This is a genomic window from Photobacterium phosphoreum (genome assembly GCF_002954725.1).
Classification (GTDB): Bacteria; Pseudomonadota; Gammaproteobacteria; order Enterobacterales; family Vibrionaceae; genus Photobacterium; species Photobacterium phosphoreum.
Genome location: NZ_MSCQ01000001.1, coordinates 398,410 through 412,480, shown reverse-complemented (window position 1 = coordinate 412,480; position 14,071 = coordinate 398,410). Strand labels below are relative to the sequence as shown.

Sequence of the window (14,071 nt, the reverse complement as noted above, 5' to 3'; positions counted from 1 at the left end):
TTCACATCGAGTCGCGATAAAGAACATAACCACGTTATTATAAGAATTCATCAGTACCACCATTGCCAGTTAACACTAATTCGCCCAAATCAGATAAACGACGGGCGATCGATAAAATCTCTTTCTGTGACGCTTCCACATCAGCCACTCGAATCGGCCCCATCGCCTCTAAATCTTCTTGCAGCATTTCACTCGCGCGCTTAGACATATTGCTATAAAACTTATCACGCAACATATCATCAGTACCTTTAAGGGCTTTTTGTAATAACTCTTGCGGCACATCGCGTAATAGAATTTGAATGCCACGATCATCAACTTCAATCAAGTTATCAAACACAAACATCAAGTCTTGAATTTGGGTCGCTGTCTCTTCATCGTTTTCACGAATTTGATCCATTAGCAATCCTTCAACATTATTATCAAGGTAGTTCATGATTTCAGCCGCGGCCTTCAGGCCACCAATCTTAGCCGCTTGCGCACCCGCTTGACCTGCGAATTGTTTTTCCATGATATCGTTTAATTCATGTAAAGCCGCAGGTTGGACTTCTTCTAAGTTAGCAATACGCATCATCAAATCTAACCGCACTCGCTCAGGAAATTGCGATAAAATTTCAGCCGATTGTTCAGGTTCTAGATAGGACAATACAATGGTTTGAATTTGTGGATGTTCATTAATAATGATGCTGGCAACTTGACGAGGATCCATCCATTTTAGAGAATCAAGCCCGCGCGAACCACTGCCCATCAGGATTTGATCGACCAAGTTATTGGCTTTATCCTCACCTAATGCAGCCACTAATGCATTACGAACAAAATCTTCACTGCCCATACCGATGCTGGTGTATTTTTGAATCTCTTCTAAAAATAAACGATGAACGCTAGAGACTTTATCTTGATTTAAATTTTTCATGCTCGCCATGGTGCCACCGACCCGTTGCACTTGTTTAGGGTCAAGGTGACGAATAATGCTGGCGGCATCTTGTTCATTAAGACTTAATAATAGAATTGCGGCTTTTTCTGCACCATTAAGGCTTTTAATATCAAATTTATTGTCAACTGTTGCTACGTCATTAGCCATCTTCATTCATCCAGCTTTTCACTACTTGCGCGGCAAGATCAGGTTCATTGGCAACCAATGCCCGTACCGCTTTCAGTAAATCTTCATCTTTATGTAAGTTAGGCAGATCTAAACTGCTACTACTCAATTCAAAACTTTCATGAGCATCTAATTCACCACCAATCAAGCCAGTACCATCACCATTATTGCTATGCGTTAATATCGGCATTCCATTTTCATCTAACGGTGTACCATCCGCAGTTTGATTGGGGTACAGCAGCTTATTCATCGCAGGACGCACTAACACGACAACGATGACAATAATGACTAATGCAGCTGCTAACCATCGAACCCAACTGCTAAAATTAGGATTCTCCCAAATAGGAATGTCGGCTAATAACAGTTCTTCTGGTAAAGCAAACGGCACTGATAACACTTCAAGTAAATCACCGCGTACTTCTGAAAAACCAATACCGCCCATTAATAAACGGCGAATCTTTACAATTTCCGCTTCTGATATCGGTGTTCGTGTGATCTCGCCCGTTTTAGGATCAACAATCGATTTATAATCAATCGCAACCGATACGGTTTGACGATCAATCACCCCCGTTTGCGCGCGCTTATGGCTTATAGTGGTATCTAACTCATAATTACGGGTTGATTCACGGTGCATACGACCATTGCCGCTACTGCTACCCGCCTGCATATCTTTAATATTTTCAGGAATAGAACTACTAACGGGAGGCTGGTTACTCAATGACCCCGGAATACCAGCAACCACTTGACCGCCATTGCTATCTTCACGAGTAAACTCACTTCGCGTTGCTGCTGTCGCGGGATTGTAGCGTTTATGGGTTTCTTCTAACGCGGAAAAATCCATCGCAATATCAACTTGCGAGGTATAATTACCTAAGCCTAAAACAGGCATTAGAATCGCATCAATTTTTTCACGTAATGACTGTTCTTGTTTACGCTCTAATTCATATTCTTTACGTTTAGCGGTTGAGCTTGGATCTTCAGTGCCAGAACTTAATAAGCGCCCATGTTGATCAGTAACCGTTACTCTAGTGGGACGTAAACCTGGCACTGCTGTTGCTACCATATCAACAATCGAATCCACTTCTTGCTGACCCAACGCACCGCCAGAAGCTAAGGTCAAAAAAACCGTGGCGGTAGCATCTTGATTATGGCGCACAAACACACTTTGTTTTGGCATTGCTAACAGCACTTGTGCTTTGCGCACTTGACTAATTTGTTCAATCGCACGCGCTAATTGGCGTTCTCGACTTAATTTTAAACGTTCCTTTTCCAGTCGCTGTGAAACACCAAACCCCATGTCTTGTAATAAAATATCATCGCCTTCTGCGGTGCGACTGTTTAAACCACTGCGGGTTAAATCTAATTTAATACTGCTGTATTTATCGGCAGGCACACGAATGGTATTGCCATCAAGTTGATACTCAATTTTCTTTTGATCAAAGTGATCCAAAATAGGAATCAACTCTTCGGTTTCATAGCTGCCTAATGGACGCATTTCAGGTTCTTTTATCCACACCACCATCATCACGATTAACGCAACACAAATGGCGACTGATAACACTAAAATCACCTGCCGTAACAGATCAAGGTTGCCTAAAATACTGTCGGTACGTGATGCTTTCTTCTCTGCAAGATCAGGATCTTGAGATGCATCTCGCAATACCGGTGCAGTATTATTATTTGCAACCGCAACTTGTTGATTAACAATTTGATCTGACACTATTTATTACTCACACATATAACAAAATGATGCGGCTATCACATCAACAATAACAACGGCATTTATACCGGCATATTCATTAATTCTTTGTAGGCTTGAACCATTTTATTTCGCACTTGCACCGTCGCTTCAAACGCCACACTGGATTTATTACGGGCAATCATCACATCCGACAACGACACACTCCGATTACCTTGATCAAAACGGGTGGCTAAATCACTTGATTGTCCTTGAAGGGTATTTACCGACTTAATGGCATCGTTGAGTAAATTGCCAAAATCCGCACTCACTTGCTGCCCTGTTGCGGGGCGGATAGTGTTTTGTGCTTCTAAACGCAGAGTCTGCATTTCATTCGCTAGTCCATTAACTTTCATTGCATAATCTCACTGTCTTTTTAGAGTCTAACCAATATTTATTACATGTGGGAAATCAACTTACGCTGGCAACTCAATACCCGCATCACGCATTTTTGCTAACTTATAACGTAGTGTTCGTGGGCTAATACCCAGTTTATCTGCCATGTGTTTACGATTACCTTGGCAAGCCACTAAGGTATCTAAAATAATATTAAATTCTTGACCGCGTAATTCATGACCTAAACTATCGATCACATTTGATGATACCGCTTCTGTTATCGCAGCTGTGGCGACAACGGCAGGTTCAGACACCTCTGGTGCATTGGTCATCTGTAGCCAATCAAGCCCTTCGAGTAAAATATGTTGCTCAGTTATCATAAGGTTATCGTGAATGATTAACGCGCGTTGAATCACGTTATCAAGCTCACGCACATTTCCAGGCCATGAATATTGTAATAATTTGTGCTGTGCGCATTCGCTAATTATCGGCATAGCGATACCTTGTTGACTGGCATGACGTTGTAGGAATAACTGCGCTAACGGCACAATATCGCCCTCACGTTCAGTAAGAGATGGCCATGTGATTGGAAAAACATTTAAGCGGTAATACAAATCTTCACGAAAATGCCCTTCGGCAACATAGCTTTTTAAGTCACGGTTGCTGGTTGCAATAATCCGCACATCTAATTTAATACTTTTTCGACCACCTAAGCGTTCAACTTCACGCTCTTGTAATACTCGTAATAATTTAGCTTGTAAGCTGATATCCATTTCACTGATTTCATCAAGTAAAATAGTCCCTGCTTGAGCTTGTTCAAATTTGCCAGGGCATGCTTGCACAGCACCTGTAAATGCGCCTTTTTCATAACCAAACAACATCGCTTCCAGCATGTTTTCTGGAATCGCAGCACAGTTAATTGCCACAAAGGGTCCATCACAACGCAATGAATGATCATGAATATAGCGTGACAATACCTCTTTGCCAGAGCCACTCGGCCCCAACACCATCACGCTGGCATCGGTTTTAGCGACTTTTTCCGCCATCGCTAATAACTGCAGACTTTTGGGATCAACAGCGACAGTATCCGTAAGATGGCGTTTAATCGGCGCATAACGGCCAACCATATTAAGTAACACTTGTGGTGCAAATGGCTTCGCCATGTAATCAATCGCACCCTCTTTCATCGCCGCCACGGCATCTTCAATATTGGCGTAGGCTGTCATCAATAACACTGGCATTTTCGGCCACTGTAATTTGATACTGCGCAATAAAGCTAAACCATCGATTCCCGCCATTTGCACATCAGACACCACAATATCAATCGGTTCAGATTTCAATAGCACTAACGCGTGTTCTGCACTTTCTGCTTCTAGCCATTGATAACCCGCTAGCGCCAACGTATCAACTAATGCTTCACGCAAACCTGCATCATCTTCTACGACTAATACCCGCGTTTGAGTCATTTTTTACTCTCCATAGTTAACTCGAACCATTATCCAATGTGATCTGATGTGACTAGCGGTAACTGCAAGGTAAAGGTTGCCCCACGCCCAAGTTGTGAGCTTAATTGCAAGCTACCGTTATGAGCCGATACCACCATCTGTACCACAGCTAATCCTAATCCTGTGCCTTGTTTACGCGTGGTAAAAAAAGGCTCTAACACTTTTTGCTGATCCTCAGCGGCAATACCGGGACCGTTATCACTGACACTCAGAAGTAACATCTGATCCTGTTGTTGACAGCGCACTGCGACTCGACACCCTTTGCCTGCCATTTGAATCGCATTGGTGATCAAATTACTCACCGCACTTGCTAACGCATTTTCATTACCCAGCAACCGCAATGTTTCATCATCACAGTCGATACTAAAATCGACATCATCGCTGAGTACTTGCGTTTCTATCATCGCTTCTAAACTGTTGAGTAAACTTTCGACATCAAATTCACTCACCACTTTATTGTCACCGCCGTTAGCAAATAACAACATATCGTTGACTTGTTTTTCAAGATCGTACAATCGATCCACCAGCTTAGCTTGAAACCGCGTTCGGGTTGCTGGGGTTAACCCTGATGAGGCCAAATTAGCCGCATATAACAACGCACTTGCAAGCGGGGTTCGAACTTGATGTGCCAGTGATGCCACCATTCGCCCTAATGACGACAAGCGCTGCATTTCACTTAACCGTGATTGTAACTGTCGAGTTTCGGTTAAATCAGTGATCACAATTAACTGCCCTGCCGCTGAAGCTGAGATGGCTAATTTCACTTTACGGCCACTGCGTAATGAAACTTCATGACCGTCATCATGTTGCGGCGCAAAGCTGCGTTGAATAATGTCGCCCCAACGTTGACCCGTTAATGGTTCGCCAAGCAGCCGCAAAGCCTCCTGATTGGCTTCGGTGATCAGCCCTTTTTCATCCAACAAAATCACGGCAACAGGCATCACTTGTAATACTTGCTGATAACGTTCAACTTGCTGGTTTAACGCTAATATTCTTACAGTAGGGTCACTCATGATTAACCTAAAACCAACACGCCAATCGTAACTAAATGCAAGTTACATACCACTATTAAATGTTACTTATCAACAGGTTAAACATGAACTTCACCAACCACTAGTGTCACTTTTATGACACTAATGGTAATTTAACGCTTCCGTTTGATTTTCGGCATTCATCATGCGGCATTCACAATAATATTTGACGTTAAAATATTACTAGTAGCGATATATTGCGACCAATTATTAAGCAACTACTTTTAAAACAACATAAAAAAAGCCACCGCCAAATTAATGACGGTGGCTTTTTCATAAAAACGCTTAACACAAATTAGCTGTCTTTCGATAACCCATATTTACGCATTTTTTCAACTAAAGTAGTTCGACGCATACCTAGCATATCAGCAGCACGTGCAACCACACTAGATTGCGCATCCAGTGCTTGGCGGATCATTTCCACTTCAAGCTCTGCTAGCATTTCTTTCAGGTTTAACCCTTCTGGCGGTAAGTCGTTACCTAGTGGTGTTGAATCCGTTTCTCCAGTGGCAAACATATCTGCTAACGCTTGCTGTTCTTGTTCTTCGATTGATGTAGTACCAACCTCTGGGACAAAATCAGGGAGGTGACCATAACGGTATTTCACTGGCAAATGATTAACATCCACCATTTCACCCGGATAAAGAATCGTTAACCGTTCAACTAAATTAGCCAATTCACGAATATTTCCCGGCCAATCATGCAACATTAATGATGCAATCGCGCGTGGGGTAAAATGAATCCGTTTCGCGCCTTCTGCTTCCATACGAGTTAACAGCTCTTGCAGTAGTAACGGAATATCTTCGATCCGATCCCGCAACGCTGGCATATCAATTGGGAACACATTCAAGCGGTAATATAAATCTTCGCGGAACGACCTTTCAGCGATCATTTTATCAAGATCACGATGGGTTGCTGCCACAATACGGACATTCGCTTTGATAGTTTGACTACCACCAACCCGTTCAAAGCTACGCTCTTGCAATACCCGTAATAATTTTACTTGCATCGACATTGGCATATCACCAATCTCGTCTAAAAATAAAGTACCACCTTCGGCCAATTCAAATCGACCTTTGCGGGTTGAAATCGCGCCAGTAAATGCGCCTTTTTCATGACCAAATAATTCACTTTCAAGTAAATCTGGTGGAATCGCGCCGCAGTTCACAGGAACAAACGGACCTTTGCCACGTTCAGAATGATAATGCACGTTACGCGCAACCACTTCTTTACCTGTTCCTGATTCACCTAAAATCAACACACTCGCATCACAAGCAGCGACTTGCTCGACTAAGCGTCGAATATCACTGATGGCTTCACTACGGCCGACCATGCTTCTAAACAGCATGTTTTTACGCCCAAGCGACGGCACTTGATGAGTACGCTTACCTAAGTATTCTTGGCAATGACGGAAGGCATCAGCTAATTGGTTATAATGCAGTGGGAATTTAAGATCACCAATATAATTGGGTAATGCAGCGAGAAGTTCATGATGATCACTCAATGCTACCACAGGGATCTGTGGATACATTTTAAGCATATCTATAATGCTCTTGAGTCTCTTGGTATTCGTGATTGTACCTAAAAGGCAAACCCCCCATGGCTGTTCCCACAGTGACATGGTTAGATCTTGCGATGACAGCGCATTATGATGTTCACCCATAAAGTTAAGGATGACACCTAAATCATGACGTTGCTGTGGATCGTCATCAATAACAAGCGTATTTACTAAACCGTGCATAGATGGATATTGCCTTTATAAAGGTACACTTTGACAGTACATTCAATATAACGAAGAGAACAACAATCAAGAAGATAGTAGCTACATTGTAATTAATGCGCACCATAAGGCAAGATTTGACGTATAAAAGCTGTGATACCAATACAAATAACAATGTAATTGAGCCGCTTTTATTCCATTTTTAGCTTAAAAACACTAGAAATAACGATTGTCGGCAATGCTGATTACCATTGCCGATCATCAATACCCCTTAATTAGTTTCAGTAAGGTAGTGATATTGTGTTGGAATTTGATCCCATGCTGATTTTATTTCACGTAGCATGCCAATCACATCATCAATCGGCTGAGTGACATTTTCAGCATTGGCGCGAGAAATCTCACTGCCCATAAAATCATAAAGTGCATCAAGGTTTTTAGCGATATCACCGCCTTCTTCCATCGATAAGCAATCACGCAGACTTAATACAATATCGAGCGCTTTAGATAAACGTTCACACTTAACCGCGATATTTCCCTGTTCCATCGCTGCTTTGCCCTGAATAAGGCGTTCTATCGCACCAGCGTATAACATTTGAATGATGCGATGCGGTGATGCGCTAGCGAGTTGTGCATTTACTGAAACTTGCTTGTATGCCTGAAGAGAACCACGCATATTATTATCCTTTAAATAGCTAAAACGTTATCAATAGCACTAACGCTAATGATTATTGTCCGTGTTGTTGAATATTGCTGTAGAGCGATAATGATTTAGGACTTTTTTTCGAACGCACTAACTGCGCACCAATCCGATCTTTATGTTGTTGTAATAACCCTTTCATCGCTTGCGTACGCGCCACCACATCATCAAATACCGCCCGTGATAAATCAGGCTGTTTAAGCACGACCTCCACTTGCTGATGACGCAAGGCAACTAAGTTTTCAAGCTGCTGCGGAAAATCATCAGGGTATTCTTCCGCTAACAGTAATTGCTCGATTTGGTGCTCTAATTGGGTTAATTGTTCTAATGTGATTAATTGTGACATTGGTTATCCTTAGTCAAACGACATCATTAAGCTCATCATGCTACTAAGCTGATTGTTCATCTGACCGATGGCTTCATCCATCGCTAAAAACTGTTTATAAGTACGATCTTCATAAGCGACCATGCGTTTATTAAGCTCTGTCATATCATCATCTAACGATTTTTGGCGCTCTTTTAACGTTTCTTCTTTGACTGACAATGAACCATCAGTTTTATCAGTAAAACTGTCTAATAACTTATCGGCTTTAGCCAAAAAACCACTGTCTTCTTGAGCAAAAAACTGGCCGATAACGGCAAAGTTTTCACTGATAATGTCATCAAGTTTATCGCTGTCTTCTTCAAGCTCTAGGGTACCGTCACGCTGAATCGAAATCCCGAAATCAGACATTTGATAAAGTTTGCCATTAATTTCAATTGGCTCGTTAAGCAAATTACGCATTTGTGTAGTCACAGAACGGGTTAAGCTATCACCGTTCAATGCCCCTGCGCGATTGGGATCATCAGGATCTTTATCGGCATCAAAACCAGTTAACTTATCAATCGTGCCCATTAAGCTGTTGTAACTATCAACAAACGATTTGAGTGAATCTTTGGTGCTTTTTTCATCACTTTCAATGGTGATTTTGACGGATTTAACATCGATATCATCGGTTTCAGGGTTCTCGGAACCCGATGTGCCCGTGAGCTTTTTAAGATCTAACGTCACCCCTTCAATCACATCTTCAAAGGTGTTATTACTGCTGGTCACGGTGGTGAAGTTATCGATCATAATTTTGGCATCTTGAGCAGCCTGCATTTGCTCAACTTTGCTATCCGCCATACCTTCTTTATAAGCTAATGACGCTAACTGCCCCGTCATGGCAGAAGTATCAATCTCAATGGTATTTTTCTCACCGGTTTCTTTGGTTGAAAATACAATTTGAGAACCGCCATCTTTACCAGTATTGATTAAGGTTGCGGTAACACCAGGGTTATCATCAGCGTTATTAATCGCATCGACCACTGACGATAAATCATCATTGTCTTCACCAATATTTAAGGTCATTGATTTATCACCGACCTTAATCACCATTTCACCGCTACCTAAAGAGGCTTCAGGATCAGCACTGAATAGTTCTTCACCCATCAATTTATGCGATTGCGCCATTTGCTGAATGTTAATGTTATACACGCCGCTTTTGGCTTTAGCGGTAGCTTTTATCGATAAATAATCACTGTTATCAGACGTTGCTTTTTGACCATTAAAGGCTTCATCTTTGCCAAACTTTTCTAGCATTGATTGCATTGCACTGACGGATGATTTGACCTGACCGTAAGCACTAAGGGAAACATTAACTTGCTTCTGCTGAGTGGTGATTCGATCTGCTTTTGGTTTACGTTCAGCGGCAACTAATTGCTGCGTCATGCCTGCAATATCTAGCCCAGATGCCATTCCGGCAGCACTTAACCCCATAGTTATGTCCTCTACACTGTTTTACTGATAGAGCCCAAAGCATGCTTGGCTAAATTTTGGTTTAACTCTAGCAATTCTTGTGCCGGAACTTGGCGAATAACTTCACCACTGGTTTTATCAACGATGGTGGCAATATGCTCGCCACTGTCATCATCAACATGAAACTGTAAGCTGCGATTAACTTGTTGTAATACTTGTTCAATCTGCTTAATTCGTTCTTGCTCTGCAATAGGATCAGATGTGAATGAATTAAGCGGATTGTTATCAAGAGGGTGATTAACATTACTGACATCTTCAACATTCGTTAACGCTGGGATCAGTGGCAATGGCTTGCCGATCGGCTGTAGATCACGGTGAGCAGAATCAGATACGGGCTGATTAGCCTTGTTAACTGGAGTTGTATTTAATAGTGTCTGTGAAGCTGTATATAACCCTGTTACAGCAGCAATAGAAGTGATCGCCATAGCCAGTTCCTTGAGCATATTTGTTAGCGATTAAAATATAATAATGCCCTGCTTGATAGTATCAGCAGGGCACGACTTTAACAGCGGATTAACCTAGTAGGCTAAGTGCTGCTTGTGGAATTTGTTTTGCTTGCGCAAGGATAGAAGTACCCGCTTGTTGCAGGATCTGACCTTTAGTCATGTTGATGGTTTCAGAAGCGAAATCTACATCTTTGATACGGCTGTTTGAGGCATTAACGTTTTCATTGATGTTAGCCAAGTTGCTCATGGTGTGCGTCATGCGGTTTTGGAAGGCACCGATTTCAGCACGTTTTGAGTCGACTTGCTCCATTGCTGAATCAAGTACATCGATCGCGTTTTGTGCGCCTTCAGCGGTTGATAGATCTAGGCTTGCTACAGATTCAGTGATCATATCTGCGCCAATAGCTAACTTTTGATTTGCAGTATTTCCATCAAAATCTTTTGTTGTAAGCTCAATGGCTTCAATATCGGTATCTAACTTCATATCAGAAAAATCAAGAGTAAACCCTTTCTCTGTAACAGCTTCAACACCATTCATTGTTTTTGTTGAGCCAGTTCTATCAGCAGCTACATCACCTTTTAATGCTTTTGTACCTGTACCATCAGCACCTACAATCGTTGCTTTCGTTTCAGCAGCCGTACCATCAATGGTTGCTGAAATTTTTGTTTCAACGCCATCGTCGGCAGAGATAGTAAAACCATCAGCACCTGTCGCTGTAAGCGTAATACCAGCACCACCAAATGAATCAAGTTTAGCTTGTAAATCTTTTTTGCTAGCAAAATCTGCGGCTCCCAATGATATTTTAGTTCCGCCAATATCAAATTCAACGTTTTCTGCAACCTTACCACCGACTGTTTTTGTAGTACCATTTAAAGTTCCAGGGGCATCTCCAGCTAAATCTTGAGCAGCTCCCGTACCACTAGCGTTAGCAATCGATAATTTTGTTGTAGCGTCATCACCAGCACTCTCAATTGTTGCAGACATCACAACTTCAGATCCATCAGCTGAATTTAAAGTAAAGCCCGTATTCGCTGTAGCAGATGCCGTTACATTAGTATTACCATCATCAACTAAAGCATCATTAATGGCAGCCATAAGCGTATTTTCGTCAGCTAGTGCAGCCTCATTCAAAGTTACCTTTGTACCATCAATATCAAGATCAATTGTATCTCCAGAGCTAGCTGTAATCGCTAGGCCAGAAACTGTTGTCGAACTCACAGCACTAGCTTGGGCACCTAGTCCTGTAACAGCACTTGTGCCTTTAGTTAGTGCTGTAATCTCACGCTCAACCTCTGTTACACCAATATTACTAACACCGTCAATATTATTTAATTTACTTTTAAGGTCATCTGCAGACATATCCTTAGTAATAGCTATGTCATGGTTTGTACCATTAACACCTAACGAGAATTTACCATCACTAGTTGATGTACCGCCTTGTAATTCAACAGCATCAGGGCCTGCTTTAAGATTTTTAAAATCACGACCTAAAGCATGTGAAGATACATCCATCAACTCTAGGCTTTGAGTTTCATTTGAATTAGAACCAATTTGGAAAGATTTTGAACCAAATGAACCATCAAGAAGGTTCTGACCACCAAAACTTGTGGTATCTGCAATACGGTTCATTTCGCTTTGCAACTCACCCATTTCTTTCTGCATTGCGTCACGGTCTTTATCTGAGTTTGAACCGTTAGCAGATTGGAGTGCCAACTCACGCATACGCTCCATGATGGTGGTTGATTCTGACATCGCACCTTCAGCAGTCTGTGCCATTGACACACCATCATTAGCATTACGCATAGCTACGTTTAGACCATTACTTTGGTTGGTCAAACGGTTTGAAATTTGCATACCGGCAGCATCGTCTTTAGCAGAGTTAATACGCAGACCAGATGATAGTTTTGACATGCTGTCTGCAACACTGCTGCTTGCACTGTTAAGGTTACGCTGGGCAGTCATTGCTGTTACGTTAGTATTGATTGTAATAGCCATAAAGGTGAGACTCCTTGGATGATCTTTCCCAGACGTGGTGCCGGGTTAAAAAGAGATTTAATTAACTTAGTGCTAAAGTTAACGGCACCTTTTGGCGAAGCTTGAGGATTATTTTTATAATTTTGTATATGAATTTAACAATTGATAAATGGGGGGAATATTTGCCGAGTGGCTTATTGTGGTTGTCATGATTGAATTCACTAACGTCCGTTAGGCTCAAGCACGCGTTGAGTAGATCACGGATAGCCCTCATCCCTCGGCTTCCGAGATGTGAATAATGGGCTACCAAGGACTCTTTGCTCTGCTCTTCCTCGAAACTCGTCCCTGCTCTTACCTCTCGCCCCTACCTCCCTAAATATAATTAAACAATGACAATTGCTTGGTTTGCCCAAACGCTTGCTGCGAGGCTTGTAGCGCCATCATTTGTTGATTCATATCCATGATTGCTTTGCTGTAATCAAGATCTTCTAAGCCACTTTGGGCTTGATTTAGGGTTAACTCAAAATCAAGATGTTGTTCTAATTGGCGATCGACCTGCTGCATGATGGTGCCGACTTCTGAACGCTGTTGGTTCATATGCACAAAGCCACTGTCGAGATCATCAATCACTCGTTGTAAGTTTGCTTCCGCCGCTGGCGATGAGGTTGGACGCTCTGCGTTATCAATCGCACTCTGAATTGAATCAAAAATATTGATGGTTTGCGCAGGTTCTAAAGTAATGCTATCACCACTACTGATACCATCAAATTTAAGCCTAATTTCAGCCTCTTTCTCTGCAACGGGAGCTGTAGGATCAACAGGCTCTAGCGGCTTTGAGCGCGACGGGTAAACAATACCTGTTTGTTCATTATACGGCTCATTTTCTGCAACTACATTTTTACCAATTTTAAGACTGTATTGCATCACTTTGTTGCCGTCTTTATCTACCTCATCACTTTCTTTAAAGCTCACTTGAATAGTTTCAGCGGTAGTAAAATTACTGGTGGTAGCAGATAACAAATGCAGTTTAGAGCCAGACGTTAATCCTTCAACTTGAGGCACTACATCTTCACCGCTTTTATCTTTAAATACTGGCCGATAATCACCGTAGCTATTGGGTACATCGGTAAATAATTGATCGCCGGGTAAGCTGGTTTTTACGTTAACCGATTTATCTATTTGAGCATAACGTGACTGGCTATCACCGTGATAACCCATGCTACCATCAGTGGCTTCCATAAACGGTTTGGTATCCGATTGATTACCCGAAAACACATAGTTACCCGCTTCATCACGGCTATTGGCTAATTCCAGTAAGCCATCACGCAAGCTAATTAATTCGTCTTTAAATGCGGTGCGGTCGTTACTTGCCATCGCGCCATTGATCATACCGAGCACTTTTTGCTTAGTCGCACCAAGGTTATCTTCAACTCCAGCTATTGCGGTTTCCATAGTTTGGAGGCGATTATTCGCTAATGTGATGGCACTATTATATTGATCAATTTGAGTGAGCTGTTGGCGGTAATTTTGAATCGTGACCGAGGACACAGGATCATCCCCAGCGGTTTCGACTCGCTTGCCACTGGAAAGTTGACCATTGGTTTGATTAAGCTCGCCTTGCTTACGCATTAAGTTGGAAGTCAGATTTTGATATTGGCTGGCGGTTGAGACGCGATTGATCATGACAACT

General features: G+C 42.1%; 11 protein-coding genes and 2 pseudogenes. All 13 read right to left on the bottom strand.

All coding sequences use genetic code 11. The annotated features are described in order from the left end of the window. Positions 1–37 precede the first annotated feature (37 nt). Positions 38–1,078, bottom strand: coding sequence for a flagellar motor switch protein FliG (fliG, locus tag BTO21_RS01760; RefSeq protein WP_045026987.1), 1,041 nt, complete (start codon positions 1,076–1,078; stop codon positions 38–40). Next, the gene (fliF, locus tag BTO21_RS01755) at positions 1,071–2,816 is read right to left on the bottom strand and encodes a flagellar basal-body MS-ring/collar protein FliF (RefSeq protein ID WP_045026985.1); all 1,746 of its coding nucleotides are present in this window, start codon (positions 2,814–2,816) and stop codon (positions 1,071–1,073) included. The genes fliG and fliF overlap by 8 nt, the downstream gene beginning before the upstream one ends. Positions 2,817–2,878: 62 nt before the next feature. Next, a complete protein-coding gene (fliE, locus tag BTO21_RS01750; protein WP_045026984.1) occupies positions 2,879–3,190 on the bottom strand; it encodes a flagellar hook-basal body complex protein FliE in 312 nt (103 codons plus the stop codon). Between the two features lie 60 nt (positions 3,191–3,250). Then, positions 3,251–4,636, bottom strand: coding sequence for a sigma-54-dependent transcriptional regulator (locus tag BTO21_RS01745; RefSeq protein ID WP_045026982.1), 1,386 nt, complete (start codon positions 4,634–4,636; stop codon positions 3,251–3,253). Between the two features lie 29 nt (positions 4,637–4,665). Beyond that, the gene (locus BTO21_RS01740) at positions 4,666–5,688 is read right to left on the bottom strand and encodes a sensor histidine kinase (protein ID WP_045026981.1); all 1,023 of its coding nucleotides are present in this window, start codon (positions 5,686–5,688) and stop codon (positions 4,666–4,668) included. Positions 5,689–6,001: 313 nt separating this feature from the next. After that, positions 6,002–7,447: a sigma-54 dependent transcriptional regulator gene (locus BTO21_RS01735; RefSeq protein ID WP_045026979.1), complete on the bottom strand. Its 1,446-nt coding sequence runs from the start codon at positions 7,445–7,447 to the stop codon at positions 6,002–6,004. A 250-nt stretch (positions 7,448–7,697) separates the two neighbouring features. Further along, the gene (gene fliS / locus BTO21_RS01730) at positions 7,698–8,099 is read right to left on the bottom strand and encodes a flagellar export chaperone FliS (protein WP_045026978.1); all 402 of its coding nucleotides are present in this window, start codon (positions 8,097–8,099) and stop codon (positions 7,698–7,700) included. 52 nt (positions 8,100–8,151) lie between these two features. Beyond that, a complete protein-coding gene (locus BTO21_RS01725) occupies positions 8,152–8,469 on the bottom strand; it encodes a hypothetical protein (protein ID WP_045026976.1) in 318 nt (105 codons plus the stop codon). Between the two features lie 9 nt (positions 8,470–8,478). Then, positions 8,479–9,921, bottom strand: coding sequence for a flagellar filament capping protein FliD (fliD, locus tag BTO21_RS01720; RefSeq protein WP_045026974.1), 1,443 nt, complete (start codon positions 9,919–9,921; stop codon positions 8,479–8,481). Positions 9,922–9,932: 11 nt separating this feature from the next. After that, positions 9,933–10,385, bottom strand: coding sequence for a flagellar protein FlaG (locus BTO21_RS01715; protein ID WP_052672587.1), 453 nt, complete (start codon positions 10,383–10,385; stop codon positions 9,933–9,935). An 88-nt stretch (positions 10,386–10,473) separates the two neighbouring features. Continuing rightward, positions 10,474–10,818, bottom strand: a pseudogene (locus BTO21_RS20370) (flagellin); the annotation flags it as partial. A 1,221-nt stretch (positions 10,819–12,039) separates the two neighbouring features. Then, positions 12,040–12,369, bottom strand: a pseudogene (locus tag BTO21_RS20365) (flagellin N-terminal helical domain-containing protein); the annotation flags it as partial. Positions 12,370–12,753: 384 nt separating this feature from the next. Next, on the bottom strand, positions 12,754–14,064 hold the full coding sequence (gene flgL / locus BTO21_RS01705) for a flagellar hook-associated protein FlgL (RefSeq protein ID WP_045026973.1): 1,311 nt from the start codon (positions 14,062–14,064) through the stop codon (positions 12,754–12,756). Positions 14,065–14,071 lie beyond the last annotated feature (7 nt).

Excerpts from the sequence above, each read along its gene's own strand:
- fliG (WP_045026987.1), bottom strand. The coding sequence starts at position 1,078 with ATGGCTAATGACGTAGCAACAGTTGACAATAAATTTGATATTAAAAGC.
- fliE (WP_045026984.1), bottom strand. The coding sequence starts at position 3,190 with ATGAAAGTTAATGGACTAGCGAATGAAATGCAGACTCTGCGTTTAGAA.
- BTO21_RS01745 (WP_045026982.1), bottom strand. The coding sequence starts at position 4,636 with ATGACTCAAACGCGGGTATTAGTCGTAGAAGATGATGCAGGTTTGCGT.
- BTO21_RS01740 (WP_045026981.1), bottom strand. The coding sequence starts at position 5,688 with ATGAGTGACCCTACTGTAAGAATATTAGCGTTAAACCAGCAAGTTGAA.
- BTO21_RS01735 (WP_045026979.1), bottom strand. The coding sequence starts at position 7,447 with ATGCACGGTTTAGTAAATACGCTTGTTATTGATGACGATCCACAGCAA.
- fliS (WP_045026978.1), bottom strand. The coding sequence starts at position 8,099 with ATGCGTGGTTCTCTTCAGGCATACAAGCAAGTTTCAGTAAATGCACAA.
- BTO21_RS01725 (WP_045026976.1), bottom strand. The coding sequence starts at position 8,469 with ATGTCACAATTAATCACATTAGAACAATTAACCCAATTAGAGCACCAA.
- fliD (WP_045026974.1), bottom strand. The coding sequence starts at position 9,921 with ATGGGGTTAAGTGCTGCCGGAATGGCATCTGGGCTAGATATTGCAGGC.
- BTO21_RS01715 (WP_052672587.1), bottom strand. The coding sequence starts at position 10,385 with ATGGCGATCACTTCTATTGCTGCTGTAACAGGGTTATATACAGCTTCA.
- flgL (WP_045026973.1), bottom strand. The coding sequence starts at position 14,064 with ATGATCAATCGCGTCTCAACCGCCAGCCAATATCAAAATCTGACTTCC.